The following is a 16,740-nucleotide window of genomic DNA, read 5'->3' on the forward strand; positions in this document are numbered from 1 at the left end:
TCACTCTCCACGCCTTCTTGACTTAGACAATGTCCAATGTAGGATCGGGGCCAGCCCCAGACCAAGGGACAGAACGCGAGTACGCAGGAGGCGCACGTGACGGTCCAGGACAACATCACTGGTCCGCTGACCACGGAGTCCGGGGCTCCGGTGGCGGACAACCAGAACAGCGAGACGGCGGGCGTCGGCGGTCCGGTCCTCATCCAGGACCAGCACCTGATCGAGAAGCTGGCCCACTTCAACCGCGAGCGCATCCCGGAGCGGATCGTGCACGCGCGGGGCGCCGGTGCGTACGGCACCTTCACCGTGACCGCGGACGTGACGAAGTACACCCGCGCCGCGTTCCTCTCCGAGGTCGGCAAGCAGACCGAGACCTTCCTGCGCTTCTCGACGGTCGCCGGCAGCCTCGGCTCGGCCGACGCGGTGCGCGACCCGCGCGGCTTCGCGCTGAAGTTCTACACCGAGGACGGCAACTACGACCTCGTCGGGAACAACACCCCGGTGTTCTTCATCAAGGACGCCATCAAGTTCCCCGACTTCATCCACACCCAGAAGCGCGACCCGTACACCGGTTCCCAGGAGGCGGACAACGTCTGGGACTTCTGGGGGCTCTCGCCCGAGTCCACCCACCAGGTGACCTGGTTGTTCGGCGACCGCGGCATTCCCGCCTCGTACCGCCACATGAACGGCTACGGTTCGCACACCTACCAGTGGAACAACGCCGCGGGCGAGGTCTTCTGGGTCAAGTACCACTTCAAGACCGACCAGGGGATCAAGAACCTCACCACCGCCGAGGCGGCCGAGACCGCCGGTCTGGACCCGGACAGCCACCAGCGCGATCTGCGCGAGGCCATCGAGCGCGGTGACTTCCCGACCTGGACCGTGCAGGTGCAGATCATGCCGGCGGCCGAGGCGGCGAACTACCGCTTCAACCCGTTCGACCTGACCAAGGTCTGGCCGCACGCGGACTACCCGCCGATCGAGATCGGCAAGCTGGAGCTCAACCGCAACCCGCAGAACATCTTCGCCGAGGTCGAGCAGTCGATCTTCTCGCCGGCGCACTTCGTGCCGGGCATCGGCCCGTCCCCGGACAAGATGCTCCAGGGCCGCCTCTTCGCGTACGGCGACGCGCACCGCTACCGCGTCGGCATCAACGCCGACCACCTGCCGGTGAACCGTCCGCACGCGGCCGAGGCGCGCACCTACAGCCGGGACGGCTTCCTGTACGACGGCCGTCACGCGGGCGCCAAGAACTACGAGCCCAACAGCTTCGGCGGCCCGGCGGAGACCGGCCGGCCGCTGTGGCAGCCGTCCCCGGTGTCCGGTCGGACCGGTGACCACGAGGCGCCCTCGCACGCCGAGGACGACGACTTCGTCCAGGCGGGCAACCTCTACCGGCTGATGTCGGAGGAGGAGAAGGAGCGCCTGATCCAGAACCTGGCGCAGTTCATCTCCAAGGTCTCCCGGGACGACATCGCGCAGCGGGCGATCGAGAACTTCCGCAAGGCGGACGCCGACTACGGCAAGCGGCTGGAGACCGCGGTCCAGGCCCTGCGCGGCTGACGGACGCTTGTCGTACCAACCGAAGAGGCCGGACGCCGCTGGGCTCCGGCCTCTTCGTGTGCCGGATGCCGGTCATCCGGACGCCGGGCGCGGTGCGCCGGGTGCCCGGCGCGGCGCAGTGCCGGGCCCGGTGCGTCCGGGGGTGTCTTCAGGCCGGTACGGGTTCGGGGGCCGGGGCCCAGCAACGGATGATGTCGCGCACCGACACCACCCCGACCGGGTCGCCCGCGTCGAGCACGATCAGATGGCGGAAGCCGCCCCGGGTCATCGTGCGGGCCGCCTCGTCCAGCGTCCACCCGGGGGCGGCGAAGACGACGTCGGCGGTGGTGTGGGCGTGCGCGGTCTCCTGGTCCGGGTCCTGGCCCTCCCCGAGGGAGTTGAGGATGTCGCGCTCGGTGAGGATCCCCAGGCCGCTGGTGTCGGGATCGAGCACGATGGCCGATCCGACCCGGCGCGCGGACATCAGCCGGGCGGCCTGGCGGAGCGTATGGGCGGGGCCGATGGTGAGGACCACCGGGCTCATGGCGTCACGGACGTGCATGGGCATGGACGGAGCCACCTCCTTGGTGAATCCGATGGGTGAATCCGATAGAGAACGGATTCACAAGTTCACAAGGTTCCGGATTCTCATGTTCACATGCCTCGGTGGGTCCAACAAGGGCGCGCGGAAGCCGGCCCGCCGCCGAGCGCGCCCCGTGCTCCGTCTCACGCTCCGGTTCGCACCTCGGCGGCTGTCGCCGGCCGCCTCCAGGCCGCTCAGGACCGCAGATAGTCCAGCATCGCCCCGTGCAGCAGCCCGTTGGACGCCGCCGCGTCGCCGCTGTTGGGGCCCGGTACGCCGTCGAGTCCGGTGAAACGGCCGCCCGCCTCCTGGACGATCACCGCGTTGGCCGCCATGTCCCACAGCGACAGTTCCGGTTCGGCGCAGAGGTCCACCGAGCCCTCGGCGACCATCATGTACGGCCAGAAGTCCCCGTAGCCGCGCGTGCGCCAGCAGGCGCGGGTCAGATCGAGGAAGCCGTTCAGCTTGCCGCGCTCCTCCCACCCGCTGAGCGAGGAGTACGCGAACGAGGCGTCGGAGAGCCGGCTCACCCGCGAGACCGCCAGCCGGGTCGCGGACGACAGGCTGCGCCCGGTGTACGCCCCCAGCCCCTCGGCGGCCCACCAGCGGCGCCCCAGCGCCGGCGCGGACACCACTCCGACCACCGGCCGGTCGCCGCCCTCACCGCGCTCCATGAGGGCGATCAGGGTGGCCCAGACCGGCACCCCGCGCACATAGTTCTTGGTGCCGTCGATCGGGTCGACCACCCACCGCCGCGGACCGCTGCCCTCGCTGCCGAACTCCTCGCCGAGCACCGCGTCGCGCGGCCGGGTGCGCTGGAGGGAGCCGCGGATGAGTTCCTCGGCCGCCTTGTCGGCCTCGCTCACCGGCGTCATATCGGGTTTGGTCTCGACCTTGAGGTCGAGCGCCTTGAACCGCTCCATGGTGGTCGAGTCGGCGGCGTCGGCGAGGACGTGGGCGAGGCGCAGGTCATCGTGGTAGTCGGGCATGGCCGAACAGTACCGAGACGCGCGGAGGCGGAGCCACACGACTCCACATGGCCAGGGCTGTGGGGGCGGAAGGACCGGCCCGCGCGGGGCTCTTGACTTCATCTGGCGGCCCGTCAATTCTGTCGGGCACATGCCGGGCAGGACAGCGACGATGGCGACGATGGCCGCTCTGGGAGGCGACGATGCCCGCGGCGCGTGAATCCTTACTCGACGCGGCCTTCGCCGCACTCGAGGGCCGTCCGTGGCCGAGGGTCAAGATGGCCGAGGTCGCGGCGGCGGCCGGGGTCTCCCGGCAGACGCTCTACAACGAGTTCGGCAGCAAGGAGGGCCTCGCCCGCGCCCTGGTGCGGCGCGAGGCCGACGCGTATCTGCGCGGGGTCGACCGGGCGCTGACCGGCGCGCCGGGTGCGGCGGCCCCCGGGGAGCGGCTGGCCGCCGCGGCGGTGTGGACGGTCCGCTCGGCGACCGAGAACCCGCTGGTGCGGGCGGTGCTCACGGGCTGCTGGAACGAGCGGCTGCCGACGCCCGTGAGCGCGGCACCGCCGGTAAGGACACCACCGCGGGGAAGGACGTCACCGTCCGGGCGGGGGTCACCCTCCGGGCGGACGGCGCCGCCCGGACCGCTGCCCGCGCCGGGCGAGGTGCTCGGTCAGGCACGGGACAGGGCGGTGCGGCTGCTGGCGGGCGAATGGCCGGCCGGGGCGGTGGAGCTGCCGCTGGCCTGCGACGCGGTCGCCAGGCTGGCCCTGTCGTACGTGGTGGCGCCCGCCCCGGCGGCGGATGTGGCCCGTATGGTGCGCACCGTGCTGGGGTGAGCGGAGCCCTCGACGGGTCTCAGTTGGGCTGAGCGGAGCCCCGGCGGTCTCAGTGGGGTGAGCGGAGCCCCGATGGTGTCAACGGGGTGAGCGGAGCCTTCGGCGGTCTCAGTGGGCCGAGCCGGAGAGCTGGAGCCCTATCACGCCGATGATCACCAGGCTGATCGAAACGATCTTGAGCGTGGAGACCAGGTCGCCGAGGAAGACCATGCCGTAGATCGCGGTGCCGGCGGCCCCGATTCCCGTCCACACCGCGTACGCCGGGCCCACGTCGAGCTTCCGCAGGGACAGCGTCAGGAGCCCGAAGCTGCCGAGCGCGAACGCGCAGAAGGCGATCGTCGGCCAGAGCCGGGTGAAGCCGTGCGAGAGCTTGAGACAGACGGCGAAGCCCGTTTCGAGAAGCCCGGCGACCACGACCAGCAGCCACGCCATACAGATGCCCTCCCGTACCGCCGTCGGCTGCCTTCGCCCGGGGCGCACCCGGCCGCTGGGACTCCTTGATCCGATTATCCACTTACCGCCCGGGGCGGGCGGCAAACACCCCCGGGCAGGACCCTAGTCGCCCTCCCGCCGCTCCCGGGTGGCCAGCAGCCGTCGCAGGGAGTACAGCCGGGCCGGTTCGGCGTGGCCGTCGGCCACCCACTGGTCCAGCGCGCAGTCCGGTTCGTCGTGGCTGCAGGCGCGCGGGCAGCCCTCGGTGCCCGGTTCCAGGTCGGGGAAGGCGTGGATGACCCGCGCCGGGTCCACGTGGTGCAGTCCGAAGGACCGTACGCCCGGGGTGTCGATCACCCAGCCCTTGGCGTCCGGCAGCGGCAGCGCGAGCGCGGAGGTGGTGGTGTGGCGACCGCGGCCGGTGACCGCGTTCACCCGGCCGGTGGCCCGCTGGCGGTCCGGGACCAGCGCGTTCACCAGCGTCGTCTTGCCGACGCCCGAATGGCCGACGAAGACGGTGATCCGGTCCGCCAGCCGCTCCCGCACCCGGTCGGCGGCGTCGCCGTCGGCCAGCTCGTCGCGGCTGGTGACGACAGCGGGGATGCCCAGCGGCCGGTAGGTCTTCAGCAGCTCCTCGGCGGGCGCCAGATCCGACTTGGTGAGCACCAGCAGCGGCTCCAGGCCCGCGTCGAAGGCGGCCACCAGGCACCGGTCGATCAGGCGGGGACGCGGTTCCGGGTCGGCCAGGGCGGTCACGATCGCGAGCTGGTCGGCGTTGGCGACCACGACCCGCTCGTAGGGATCGTCGTCGTCGGCGGTCCGGCGCAGCACGGAGGAGCGCTCCTGGACCCGTACGATCCGGGCGAGCGTGTCCTTGGCGCCGGAGAGATCCCCGACGACCGCGACCCGGTCGCCCACCACGACGCCCTTGCGGCCGAGCTCGCGGGCTTTCATGGCGGTGATGGTGCGGCCTTGGACCAGGACCGTGAGCCGGCCGCGGTCGATTGTCAGCACGAAGCCCTCCGCGGCGTCCTCGTGCTTGGGGCGGATGCTGGTGCGCGGCCGGTTGCCCTTGCGGTTGGGGCGGATCCGTACGTCGTCCTCGTCGGTGTGCTTGCCGTAGCGGCGCATGGCTCCAGGCTCTCAGGATCTCCGCGCCGAGGTCGTCGCCGCGTCGAGCATGCCGGTCCACAGGCCGGGGAAGTCGGGGAGGGTCTTGGCGGTCGTCGCCACGTTCTCGACCAGCACACCGCCCACGGCCAGGCCCAGTACGGCGGCGGCGGTGGCCAGCCGGTGGTCCTCGTAGGTGTGGAAGATCCCGCCGTGCAGCGGGCGCGGTCGGATGCGCAGTCCGTCCTCGGTCTCGGTGACGTCCCCGCCGAGTTCGTTGATCTCCTTGGCGAGGGCGGCGAGCCGGTCGGTCTCGTGGAGCCGCAGATGCGCGATGCCGCGCAGCACCGACTCGGAGCCGGCCAGCGCCGCGACCGCCGCGATCACCGGGGTCAGTTCGCCGACCTCGTGCAGATCGGCGTCGATCCCGGTGATCCGGCCGGTACCGGTGAAGGTCAGGCCGGTGTCGGTGAGCTCGCAGGAGCCGCCCATCTCGGTGAAGATCCGGCGCAGTGCGTCCCCGGGCTGGGTGGTGCGCTCCGGCCAGTCCGGGATGGTCACCCGGCCGCCGGTGACCAGGGCGGCGGCCAGGAACGGCGCCGCGTTGGACAGATCGGGCTCGACGACCAGGTCACGGCCGAGCAGCGCGCTCGGCGCCACCCGCCACACGCCCCGCTCGCCGCCGGCCTCCGGGGTGTCCACCCGTGCGCCTGCCGCGCGCAGCATGTCGACGGTCATCCGGATGTGCGGCAGGGAGGGCAGCGCGGCGCCGGTGTGGCGCACCTCGACGCCCTGGTTGAAACGCGGCGCGGACAGCAGCAGCGCGCTCACGAACTGGGAGGACGAGGAGGCGTCGATGCGGACCGGGCCGCCGTCCAGCGCCCCGCCGCCGTGCACGGTCATCGGCAGCGCGCCGCGGCCGTCGTCGTCGATGCGCGCGCCGAGGGCGCGCAGCGCGTCGATCACGCCGTGCAGCGGCCGCTCGTGGGAGCGGGGGTCGCCGTCGAAGTGGACGGGGCCGTCGGCCAGGGCGGCGACCGGCGGCAGGAAGCGCATCACGGTCCCGGCGTTGCCGACGTCGATGGTGGCCGGGCCGTGCAGCCCCGCCGGGATGACCCGCCACGCCTCGCCGCCGGCGGGGCCGCTCGAGCCGAGGGCGCCGTCGGACACCGTCTCCTCGATGCCGACGCCCATGGCGCGCAGGGCGGCGGCCATCAGGAGGGTGTCGCGGGAGCGCAGCGGGCGGCGCAGCCAGCCGGGTTCGGCGGCGAGCGCGGCCAGGATCAGACCGCGGTTGGTAACCGACTTGGATCCGGGCACGGTGACGGTCGCGTCCACCGCGCCATCCGCGGTCGGAGCGGGCCAGAGGGCGGTGTCGTCGCCCGGGGAGGTCTCAATGCCGGTCATGGGTCTCACTTTAGTGGTTCGCCCGGAGTGCCAATCCCGATCGAAAGTGGTGAAATCCAGTCGAAACACGGCGCTGGTACAAGGCTCCGAAAGTGGCGCGGCGGGGCTCGTACGGGTCACCGCCCCAGCAGCCAGCGCCCCCCGGCGAGCAGCGAACACAGCGAGACCACGTGGAAGAGCAGCAGCCAGGCGCCGGCCGGAATGCCCGTCAGCCGGGCCAGCTGGTCGGGGTCGGAGTCGTACGCGCCCCCGTGACGGCGCTTGCGCTGGAGCTCGAACGGGGGACGCACGCCCCCCAGGAGCAGGAACCAGACCACGGCGTACGCGAACCCGGCCTGGACGTCCGGACCGGTCAGCCAGGAGACGAGGAAGAAGGCGGCACCGCTGATGACGACCGTAAGGACGCCATAGGCGTTGCGGATCATCACCAGCATCGCGCCCAGCAGCGCCGTCGTCCCCCACAGCAGCAAGGTGATGTGGTTCGCCGCCAGCAGCCAGGCGCCGCCGAGGCCCAGCAGCGACGGGGCGGTGTAGCCGGACGCCGCGGTGAGGATCATGCCCAGGCCGGTGGGCTTGCCGCGGGAGACGGTGAGCCCCGAGGTGTCCGAGTGCAGCCGTATACCGTCCAGCCGCCGCCCGCTGACCAGGGCGACCAGCGCGTGACCGCCCTCGTGGGCGATGGTGATGGCGTTCCGGGCTATGCGCCAGGCGGTGCGGAAGACGACGACCGCGAGCGCGACGATCCCGGTGGAGACGACCAGCCAGCTGGTGGGGGCGGGCTGGGTGCCGGTCACCCGGTCCCACAGGTCGGCGGCGTTCGTTGCGTCCATGTGCGGGCGGCTCCTCGCGTCGGTAGGGGTCGTGGCAGTGTGGCACCTATGTGCGGTCGATACGCAGCGAGCCGGAGGCCGGAGGATCTCGTCGGGCTCTTCGGGGTGGAGAAGTGGGAGCCGGCGGAGACCCTGGCGCCCGACTGGAACGTCGCGCCCACCAAGGACGTGCACGCGGTGCTCGAACGCCCGTTGCGCAACGGACCGGACGCCGCCGAGCCGCGCCCGGTCCGCCAGCTGAGGGCGCTGAAGTGGGGCCTCGTGCCGGCCTGGGCGAAGTCGCCCGAGGGCGGGGCGAGGATGATCAACGCACGGGCCGAGACCGTGCACGAGAAGCCCTCCTACCGGCGTCCCTTCGCCTCACGGCGCTGCATCCTGCCCGCCGACGGCTACTACGAGTGGGTCACGGGGGCGGGGGAGCGGCAGCTGGAGGAGAAGGGCAAGCGGAAGCGGCCCCGCAAGCAGCCGTACTTCGTGACCCCGGTGGACGGTTCGGTGATGGCCATGGCCGGGCTGTACGAGTTCTGGCGGGACCGGACGCTGCCGGACGACCATCCCCGGGCGTGGTGGGTGACCTGTACGGTGATCACCACCGAGGCGGACAAGGAGCCCTTCGGCGGCGTGGCCCGGGACGAGGGACCGCGGTCGCTCGCCGAGATCCACCCGCGGATGCCGCTGGTCCTCACCGAGGACCGCTGGGACTCCTGGCTGGACCCCGCCCGCACCGACCCCGGCGACCTGCTGCCGCTGCTGGCCCCGCCGCCCTCCGGGCTGCTGCGGGCCTACCCGGTCGCGACCGGGGTGAGTGATGTCCGTAACAACGGCCCCGAACTGCTGAAGGAGCTCGAGGCCCCGGAGGAGGGCACGCTTTTCTGATGGCCGCGGAGAAAAAGGAGAAAAAGACGACGGGAACGCCCCGGCCCCGGGAGACGGTCGGGGGCACGGGGGCGGCTGGGAGCGCTGGGGCGGTTGGGGGCGCTGGGGTGTCCGGGGGTGCGGGGATGGCTGGGGGCGCGGGGGTGTCCGAGGGCGCGGGGATGGCTGGGAGCGCTGGGGCGGTTGGGGGCGTGGGGGCGACCGGAGGCGTGACAGCCGAGACCGTGCCGACCCCGGCCGGGGATGCCCGGATCACCTGGCACCACGCCCCCGGCGCCCGCGCCCTGCTCGCCGCGAGCCACGGCGCCGGCGGGGGCATCGAGGCGCGGGACCTGCGCGCACTGGCCGAAACCCTCCCCGGGCGCGGGGTGAGCGTCGCGCTGGTCGAGCAGCCGTGGCGGGTGGCGGGCAAGAAGGTCGCGCCCGCGCCCTCGACCCTCGACACCGGATGGCGTGCCGTATGGCCCGCGCTGGAGAGGGCCGGGCTGCCGATCGTGGCGGGTGGCCGCAGTGCCGGGGCGCGGGTGGCCTGCCGGACCGCCCGGGAGCTGGGCGCGAAGGCCGTGCTGGCGCTGTCGTTCCCGCTGCACGCACCGGGCAAGCCGGAGCGGTCCCGGGCGGCGGAGCTGCTGGGCGCGGGGGTGCCGACGCTGATCGTCCAGGGCGGCCGGGACCCCTTCGGGCGGCCGGAGGAGTTCCCGGAGCTGCCCGCGGACATGGAGCTTGTGGCGGTGCCGTACGGCGATCACGGTTTTGGTCTGCCGAAGTCGGCGGAGCTGGACGAGCCCGCGGCGCTCGCCCTGATCACCGGCGCCGTCGCCGACTGGCTGCCGCGCGCACTGGGCCTGCCGCGCGCACGGGGCTGACCCGTACGGGGCCGGTGGCCGGAAGCCGGGGTACCGGATGCGGAAGTCGGGCAGCCGGGCGCCGGGGCGGGAATGCGACGGAGGCGGCAGGTGTTGTACCGGGCGTTGTCACTCACCGTGGAAAGGGAGTCCCCCGCATGGGTTCGCTTGCTTGCCCGGCCCGTCCGGACGCCGCTGACCTGGACTGGTCCCAGCTGCAGGCGGCGCAGACCGTGAAGATCGGAGCGGCGGGCGGACCGGATCGTCGTCTATTCTCCGATTCGAGCGGGTCCACATCCGGCCCCGACACGAAGCTGGAGGAGGTGGGTCAGGTCACTGGGACCGACGCAGGGACCGACGGCGTTACCGGGGGAGAGCCGGTCGAGAGGGCGTATGAGACGTCCACGGAGCGCAGCGCGCGCTTCGAACGGGACGCCCTTGCCTTCTTGGACCAGATGTATTCGGCCGCGCTGCGGATGACGCGCAACCCGGCCGACGCCGAGGATCTCGTACAGGAGACCTACGCCAAGGCGTACGGTTCCTTCCACCAGTTCCGCGAGGGCACCAACCTCAAGGCGTGGCTCTACCGCATCCTGACCAACACCTTCATCAACTCGTACCGCAAGAAGCAGCGGGAACCCCAGCGCAGCGCGGCCGAGGAGATCGAGGACTGGCAGCTGGCGCGCGCCGAGTCGCACATGTCGACCGGTCTGCGGTCCGCCGAGTCGCAGGCCCTCGACCACCTGCCGGACTCCGATGTCAAGGAGGCCCTCCAGGCCATCCCCGAGGAGTTCCGCATCGCGGTCTACCTCGCGGACGTCGAGGGCTTTGCGTACAAGGAGATCGCGGACATCATGGGTACACCCATCGGTACGGTGATGTCCCGGCTGCACCGTGGGCGCCGCCAGCTGCGCGGTCTGCTGGAGGACTATGCCCGTGGGCGCGGGTTGGTTCCCGCGGGCGCGTCCGCCGGGGCGGACGAGTCGCACGATCGGAAAGGCGCGGGCTCATGAGCTGCGGAGAGCCGCATGAGACGGACTGCTCCGAGGTTCTCGACCACCTCTACGAGTTCCTCGACCACGAGATGCCGGACGGCGACTGCGCCAAGTTCGAGGTGCACTTCGACGAGTGCTCCCCGTGCCTGGAGAAGTACGGCCTCGAGAAGGCCGTGAAGAAGCTCGTCAAGCGGTGCTGCGGCCATGACGACGTGCCCAGCGACCTCCGCTCGAAGGTCATGGGCCGGATCGAGCTGATCCGCTCCGGGCAGGCGGTGCCCGAGCGTGAGATCACCGCGGAGACCAACGCTCCGACCACCGCCCAGGAGTGACCTCCGGGCCCAGGAGTGACCTCCGGGGCGGATGGCCCCGGGCCCCCGGATGGCCCCGGGCCCACGAGCGGCTCCCTGGCCCCGGCCCCCGGCCCGGTCCCGGGCAGCAGGAGTGCCCCCGGCCCCGGCTGAACGTCCGCCGATCGTCGAGAGGCCCAGTGGGCCCTGATCTCGCCCTCGGTGATCAGATCATCACTCGAAGGGTGTAATCGGACAGTCGCGCCGGTACCTGGCGCTCCGCTCCGCCCTAAGCTCCCCAACCAACCTCACCCGCCCCGTCCGAGAGGGACGGGTGAACGGACATGGATGGGGAGGGACATCGTGCGGGCACTACCCCTGGGGGCGCGCGTCTATGTCCTGTGCGCCGTGCTCGCCGGGGGACTGTGCGCCGCCCCGGTCGTACGGCCCGGACAGGACGTGCCCTGGGCCACAGTCGCCCTCCTCGCCACGGTCCACGCCGTGGGGTCCAGGGCCAGGGCCCGATGGCCCGAATGGTGCAGCCCCGTCCTTCTGGCCGGGGCTTTTCTGCTGCCGCCCGCCGCCGCAGCGCTGGTCGCGCTGCCGGGTGCGCTGCTGACCCGCGCCGACCGGCCCCCGGTCTGGCCGCGGCGGGCGTGGCGCGCCGCGCGGCTCTCGCTGGCCGTCTGGGCCGCCTCCTGCGCCTTCTCGGCCCTGCGCGGCCCGCGGGCCCTGGAGGCCCTGGAGGCCCTGGAGGCTCTGGGGGACCTCGGCGGCGGTGTCCGGGACCCCGGCGGGCCCGGCTTTCCGTACGCGCTGGTCACCGCCGTCGCCGCCGCGCTCGTCCTGGGCCTGACCGCCACCGTCCTGGAGGGCGGGGTGCTGGTCACCGCCGAGCGCCGCTCCCCGCGCGCCGCCTGGTCCGGCCGGTTGCCTGGGGCGCTCGCCCCGTATCTGGTGCACGGACCCGCCGGACTCACCATGGCGGTGCTGTGGCGCAGCCCTTACGGACCGGCGGCGGCCCTGCTGGTGCTGCTGCCGATGTACGTCTGCGCCTGCGGCTTCGTGCTGTACCACCGCGAGAGCGCCGCCCATCAGGCCACCATCCGGGCGCTGGTCCAGGCGGTGGACATCAAGGACCGCTACACCCGGGGCCACAGCGAGCGCGTCGGCCGGGCCTCCACGATGATCGCCCGTGAGCTGGGCATGAGCGGCGACCGGCTGGAGGCGCTGCGGATCGCGGGCATCCTCCACGACGTGGGCAAGCTCGGCGTCCCCACCCGGCTGCTGCGCAAAAACGGTCCGCTGACCCCCGAAGAGCGCCGAGTGATCGAGCTGCACCCCGAATACGGCGACGAGATGGTGCGCGGCATCGGCTTCCTGGGCGAGGCGCGGGCCGCGATCCTCCACCACCATGAGCGGCTGGACGGCAGCGGCTATCCGTACGGGCTCACCGGGGCGCAGATTCCGGAGTTCGCGCGGGTGGTCGCGGTCGCGGACGCCTTCGACGCGATGACCTCGACACGTACGTACAGCAGGGCGCGGCCGGTGCTCACGGCCGTCGAGGAGCTGAAACGGTGCGCGGGAACGCAGTTCGACCCCCGGATGGTGCGGGCCCTGGCCCGCGCCCTGGACCGCCACGGCTGGCATGCCGCGGTCACGGCGGACGCCCCCGAGGAGCGAGGAAACGTCCCGGCGGACTCCTCGCCCCGGCCGCCCAAGCCGTCCCGGCCGCGGGAGCCGAGCGGGCCGCGGGGGGCGAGCCGGGTGCCGGAGACGTCGCGGTCGACCGAGCCATCCGCGCCGCTCGTACGGGCGGCGGCGACGGGCCCGTCGGATGGCCCCGGCCGGTCACCGGCTCCGGACGGTCCGCGCCCCGGCGGCCGGTCATGAACCCCACCCAGGGCCCCGCCAGGACCGGCACGGGCGGTCCTGGCGGGAGTGGTCCCGACTGGAGTGGTTCCGGCCGCAGCGGTTCGGCCTGCGGTGGTCTCGCCTGCAGCAGTTCCGGTCGGAGTGGTTCTGGCGGCGGCGGTCTCGCCTGGAGTGGTTCCGGGCGCAGCGGTTCGGCTTGCAGCGGTCTCGCCTGCAGCAGTTCCGGTCGGAGTGGTTCTGGCGGCGGCGGTCTCGCCTGGAGTGGTTCCGGGCGCAGCGGTTCGGCTTGCAGTGGTCCGGCCTGGGGTGGTTCCGGTCGGAGTGGTCCTGGCCGCAGTGGTCTCGCCTGGACGCCCCGGCCAGGCGGCCGCCCCGGCCCCGGCGGTGGCGTATGAGCCGGGACCGGGACGCCGCCCGGTGGCTCGCCCTGGGGCGGGGCGGGGACCGTAAGGGCCGAGTCGGCGGTCCCCCGCGCGGTCCGGCCCGGATCGCGGAGCGGCACGCCCGTGCGGCGTCCCGGGCCCGCCGGGTCCGGGACCCGGGCGCGGCTCCCGGGGAGCGCATATCGCCGCGCGGTCAGGGCGTCCTGATCCCGGTCGCGGTGTACGGCGCGGCCGGGGCGCTCGCCGTGGTCGCGCTCGTATGGACCGAGTGGCACGGGGTGCGGCGGCCGGAGGCGGCGCTCGCCTTCGGGGCGCTCATCGCCGCCGGGGAGGCGATCCGGTGCGTCGAGGCGCCGCCCGGCCCCGCACGCGGCGGCGGGGCGCACGATCCGCGCGGTGAGCCCGCGCCCGTCGCCGCCGCGGGCGCCCTCGGTTACGCCCTGCTCGGGCGGCTCGGCGGGGAGCCCGCCGCCTCCGGGGTCCTCCAGGTGGTCACCGTCGTCGTGGCGGCCTCCCTGGCCGGGCTGGTGGTGCCGCTGGCGCTGGGGTGCCCGGCCGATTCCGGCCACGCCGCCCGCCGGGTGCTGACCGTCGCGTTCGCTGCCACCTGTTTCCAACCGCTGCACCGCACCGGCCGGTTGGCCGCCTGGTGCGGACACGGCCCGTACGTCGTCGGCTATTTGCTCGCCCTGCTGGCCCTGACCGCCCTGTGCGACGCGGTCCTGGGCGCCGCCCTGGCGCGGGCCCGCACCGGCCGGCCCTACGGACCGCTGGGACCGCTGCTCCGCGACGAGCTGCGGGCGCTGGGCGGGGTGGGGGCGGCGGTCTGCGCGACCGGGGTGGTGATGGCGCTCACCGTGGCCGTCGCCGGGCTGTGGCCGCTGCCGGTTCTGGCGCTGCCGCTGCTGCTGATCCAGTACTCCTACCGCCGCTACGCGGGGATACGGGCCACCTACCGCCAGACCATCGCGTCCCTGGCCCGGTCGACCGAGATAGCCGGGTACACCCCGGCCGGGCACGCCCGTAAGGTGGCCGCGCTCAGCCGGGCGGTAGGCCGTGAGCTGGGGTTTTCCGGTCCCCGGCTGACCGTGCTGGAATACGCGGCGCTGATGCACGACATCGGCCAGCTGTCGCTGCTCGACCCGGTGCCCGCCGGGGCCACCGAGCCGCTGCCCGCCGCCGAGCAGCGCAGGATCGCGCTGCTCGGCGGCGCCGTGGTACGTCAGACCGGGGTACCCGCCGAGGTGGCGGTGGTGGTCGAGCGCCAGGCGGACCCGTACCGCGAGCAGCCGCTCGCCGCGCGTATCGTGCGCGCGGTGAACGCGTACACCGAGCTGGTGAGCGCGCCCGCGGCCGAGGGAGCGGCCGGGGCGGCCGCCCTGCGCGCCCTGGAGCGGCTGCGGCTCTCCACGGCGCGCGACTTCGACCCGGTCGTGGTGGAGGCGCTCGCCGCGGTGCTGTCGCGCCAGGTGTACGGCCGTCCCCGATGAGAACTCGCGGGTAATGAGCGGGGCTCCCGAAGGGCATGGTTGGATGCGAGGAGAGGGGTGTCGGGCCGATGGCCGGTGGCAAGGAGGTGTGGTGGGCTTCGCATCCCGGCCGCAGGGTGAGGGGCCGGGCTGAGATGTCCGCGAATGTGTGGCAGGTTGTCTTCGAGGGAGGGCGACGCCGTCCGCGAAGGCATCTGGTACGGGACGACTTCGATACCGGCAGGCGGGAATCGTGAAGATCTTCGGCAAGGTACGGCACCGGCCGTCCGCCTCATGGCGGCAGGCCACGGACCGTGCGTTCACGCTCATCGGCGACGGCCGGTACGAGGACGCGGGCGCACTGCTGACCCGTGCCGCCGACCTGGAGCCGTGGCTGTCGGAGTCCTGGTTCAATCTGGCGCTGCTGCACAAGTTCCGGCACGACTGGGAACAGGCACGCGCCGCGGGACTGCGCGCGGTCGCGCTGCTGGACCGCGAGACGGGGGCTCCCGACTGGTGGAACGTGGGAATCGCGGCCACCGCGCTCCAGGACTGGCCGCTGGCCCGCCGCGCCTGGCAGGCGTACGGGCTGAAGGTGCCCGGAGAGGCGTCCGCGTCCGGGGAGCCGCTCGGCATGGAGCTGGGCAGCGCGGCGGTGCGGCTGTCGCCGGAGGGCGAGGCCGAGGTCGTCTGGGGCCGCCGTCTGGACCCGGCGCGGATCGAGGTGCTGTCCATCCCGCTGCCGTCGTCCGGGCGGCGCTGGGGCGAGGTGGTCCTGCACGACGGTGTGCCGCACGGTGAGCGCGTGACCTCCGCGGGGCCCGTCTACCCGGTTTTCGACGAGATCGAGCTGTGGGCGCCGTCCCCGGTGCCGACCTGGGTGGTGCTGTTGGAGGCGGCCACCGAGGCCGACCGGGACGCCCTGGAGCGGCTCGCGGCGGACGCGGGTTTCGCCGCCGAGGACTGGTCGTCGTCGGTGCGGCTGCTGTGCCGCTCCTGTTCGGAGAGCCGGATGCCCAGCGACGAGGGCGAGGGCGAGCATCTGGACCCGCACGACCACAGCGAACCGGGCCACCCCGGGCCGCTGGGGCACCGTATGGCGGGCTCGGGCTCACTGTGGGTCCCCGAGCGCGAATGCGGTATCGCGGCGCCCGGCGGGCTGGTGCGGGGGCTGCTGGACGGCTGGGTCGCCGACAGCCCGGACACGCGTGAGTGGCGGGACCTGGAAGAGGTCTGCTGACTGCCTGCGCCCGCTGGGCCTGCGGCTGCTGATTGCCTGCGCCTGCTGGGCCCGCGTCCGCTGGGCGTGCTGATTGCTTGCGCTTGCTGGGTGTGCTGATTGCCTGCGCCCGCTGGGCATGCGCCTGCTGGGCCCGCTGGGTCTGCGTCCGCCCGCGCCTGCTGGCCCGCGCCCGCTGGGCCCGCTGCGCCCGCGCCCGCTGCGCCCGCCGATCGTCCGCACCCGCTGCCCGCCCGCGTTCGCTGCCCGTGCCGGGCCAGCGCTCGCGCCGCGCCCGGCGGTGTGGTGCCCGTACCCTGTAGGGCGACGCATCACGGTTGAGGGAAGGCATACGGCGGACGATGTCGCAGCAAGGTACGAAGCAGCAGGTGGACGACGAGTTCATCGTGGACACGGAGGACTGCGAGGAGCGCGAGCGGGCCTTCCGCGAGCGTGGCACCGCCCGCCCGATCACCGTTGTCGGCAATCCGGTCCTGCACAAGGAGTGCAAGGACGTGACCGCGTTCGACGACGAGCTGGCGCGGCTCGTCGACGACATGTTCGCCAGCCAGCGGGCGGCGGAGGGCGTGGGCCTGGCCGCCAACCAGATCGGTGTCGACCTCAAGGTCTTCGTCTACGACTGCATGGACGACGAGGGCGTGCGCCACGTGGGCGTGGTGTGCAACCCGGTGCTGGAGGAGCTGCCCGCCGACCGCCGGGTGCTGGACGACTCCAATGAGGGCTGCCTGTCGGTCCCCACCGCCTACGCCCCGCTGGCCCGCCCCGACTACGCGGTGGTGCGCGGCCAGGACCTGGACGGCAAGCCGATCGCGGTGCGCGGCACCGGCTACTTCGCGCGCTGCCTGCAGCACGAGACCGATCACCTTTACGGCTACCTCTACATCGACCGGCTCTCCAAGCGCGACCGCAAGGACGTGCTGAAGCAGATGGCCGAGGGCACCGCGCGCTATGAGACGGTGCCCAACGACTGAGTGTGCCTGAGTGTGCTCTGAGTGTGCGGTACGTCACAGGGCCGGACCCGCGGGGTCCGGCCCTGTGCCATGAGAGCGGGCTCAGAAG

16 protein-coding genes are annotated in these 16,740 nt (G+C 73.1%); 10 read left to right on the forward strand and 6 right to left on the reverse strand.

What is annotated here, in order from left to right; all coding sequences use genetic code 11:
- Nucleotides 1-96: 96 nt before the first annotated feature.
- Nucleotides 97-1,563: a catalase gene (locus tag AXW62_RS06585; protein WP_060943655.1), complete on the forward strand. Its 1,467-nt coding sequence runs from the start codon at nucleotides 97-99 to the stop codon at nucleotides 1,561-1,563.
- A gap of 148 nt (nucleotides 1,564-1,711) precedes the next feature.
- Here the strand turns inward: AXW62_RS06585 and AXW62_RS06590 are convergent, their stop codons facing one another.
- Nucleotides 1,712-2,104 (reverse strand): CBS domain-containing protein, encoded by a 393-nt coding sequence (locus AXW62_RS06590; RefSeq protein WP_030822981.1) that lies wholly within the window; start codon nucleotides 2,102-2,104, stop codon nucleotides 1,712-1,714.
- 215 nt (nucleotides 2,105-2,319) lie between these two features.
- Nucleotides 2,320-3,114: a histidinol-phosphatase gene (gene hisN / locus AXW62_RS06595; RefSeq protein WP_030822984.1), complete on the reverse strand. Its 795-nt coding sequence runs from the start codon at nucleotides 3,112-3,114 to the stop codon at nucleotides 2,320-2,322.
- Nucleotides 3,115-3,296: 182 nt separating this feature from the next.
- On the opposite strand from hisN, the gene AXW62_RS06600 reads away from it, so the two are divergent.
- On the forward strand, nucleotides 3,297-3,929 hold the full coding sequence (locus tag AXW62_RS06600) for a TetR/AcrR family transcriptional regulator (protein WP_030822989.1): 633 nt from the start codon (nucleotides 3,297-3,299) through the stop codon (nucleotides 3,927-3,929).
- 108 nt (nucleotides 3,930-4,037) lie between these two features.
- On the opposite strand, the gene AXW62_RS06605 is transcribed toward AXW62_RS06600, so the two are convergent.
- The 4 genes from AXW62_RS06605 to AXW62_RS06620 all read right to left on the reverse strand — a co-directional run bounded on the left by AXW62_RS06605 (nucleotide 4,038) and on the right by AXW62_RS06620 (nucleotide 7,708).
- Complete coding sequence (locus AXW62_RS06605; RefSeq protein ID WP_030822992.1) at nucleotides 4,038-4,361, reverse strand: DMT family transporter; 324 nt, start codon at nucleotides 4,359-4,361, stop codon at nucleotides 4,038-4,040.
- Nucleotides 4,362-4,484: 123 nt separating this feature from the next.
- Nucleotides 4,485-5,492, reverse strand: a complete 1,008-nt coding sequence (gene rsgA / locus AXW62_RS06610; protein ID WP_060943656.1) for a ribosome small subunit-dependent GTPase A — start codon at nucleotides 5,490-5,492, stop codon at nucleotides 4,485-4,487.
- A gap of 12 nt (nucleotides 5,493-5,504) precedes the next feature.
- Complete coding sequence (aroA, locus tag AXW62_RS06615) at nucleotides 5,505-6,878, reverse strand: 3-phosphoshikimate 1-carboxyvinyltransferase (RefSeq protein ID WP_030822997.1); 1,374 nt, start codon at nucleotides 6,876-6,878, stop codon at nucleotides 5,505-5,507.
- A 116-nt stretch (nucleotides 6,879-6,994) separates the two neighbouring features.
- The gene (locus AXW62_RS06620) at nucleotides 6,995-7,708 is read right to left on the reverse strand and encodes a M50 family metallopeptidase (RefSeq protein ID WP_060943657.1); all 714 of its coding nucleotides are present in this window, start codon (nucleotides 7,706-7,708) and stop codon (nucleotides 6,995-6,997) included.
- 48 nt (nucleotides 7,709-7,756) lie between these two features.
- Here AXW62_RS06620 and AXW62_RS06625 point away from each other — a divergent pair, with 48 nt between their 5' ends.
- The 8 genes from AXW62_RS06625 to def all read left to right on the forward strand — a co-directional run bounded on the left by AXW62_RS06625 (nucleotide 7,757) and on the right by def (nucleotide 16,652).
- A complete protein-coding gene (locus tag AXW62_RS06625; RefSeq protein WP_060943658.1) occupies nucleotides 7,757-8,584 on the forward strand; it encodes an SOS response-associated peptidase in 828 nt (275 codons plus the stop codon).
- 161 nt (nucleotides 8,585-8,745) lie between these two features.
- A complete protein-coding gene (locus AXW62_RS06630) occupies nucleotides 8,746-9,450 on the forward strand; it encodes an alpha/beta hydrolase family protein (protein WP_060943676.1) in 705 nt (234 codons plus the stop codon).
- A 302-nt stretch (nucleotides 9,451-9,752) separates the two neighbouring features.
- Complete coding sequence (locus AXW62_RS06635; RefSeq protein WP_060943677.1) at nucleotides 9,753-10,442, forward strand: sigma-70 family RNA polymerase sigma factor; 690 nt, start codon at nucleotides 9,753-9,755, stop codon at nucleotides 10,440-10,442.
- Entirely contained in the window at nucleotides 10,439-10,756 is a 318-nt protein-coding gene (rsrA, locus tag AXW62_RS06640) for a mycothiol system anti-sigma-R factor (RefSeq protein WP_030823011.1), read from the forward strand. Before AXW62_RS06635 ends, rsrA begins: the two co-directional genes overlap by 4 nt.
- 321 nt (nucleotides 10,757-11,077) lie before the next feature.
- Nucleotides 11,078-12,607 (forward strand): HD-GYP domain-containing protein, encoded by a 1,530-nt coding sequence (locus tag AXW62_RS06645; RefSeq protein WP_079115503.1) that lies wholly within the window; start codon nucleotides 11,078-11,080, stop codon nucleotides 12,605-12,607.
- A gap of 373 nt (nucleotides 12,608-12,980) precedes the next feature.
- Nucleotides 12,981-14,462: an HD domain-containing protein gene (locus AXW62_RS06650; RefSeq protein ID WP_244502980.1), complete on the forward strand. Its 1,482-nt coding sequence runs from the start codon at nucleotides 12,981-12,983 to the stop codon at nucleotides 14,460-14,462.
- A 232-nt stretch (nucleotides 14,463-14,694) separates the two neighbouring features.
- Nucleotides 14,695-15,681: a tetratricopeptide repeat protein gene (locus AXW62_RS06655; RefSeq protein WP_030823020.1), complete on the forward strand. Its 987-nt coding sequence runs from the start codon at nucleotides 14,695-14,697 to the stop codon at nucleotides 15,679-15,681.
- Nucleotides 15,682-16,022: 341 nt separating this feature from the next.
- Entirely contained in the window at nucleotides 16,023-16,652 is a 630-nt protein-coding gene (gene def, locus AXW62_RS06660; protein ID WP_030823024.1) for a peptide deformylase, read from the forward strand.
- The last annotated feature ends 88 nt before the right edge of the window (nucleotides 16,653-16,740 follow it).

Origin of the sequence: Streptomyces hygroscopicus subsp. hygroscopicus (genome assembly GCF_001553455.1) — a bacterium.
Taxonomy (GTDB): Bacteria; Actinomycetota; Actinomycetes; order Streptomycetales; family Streptomycetaceae; genus Streptomyces; species Streptomyces hygroscopicus.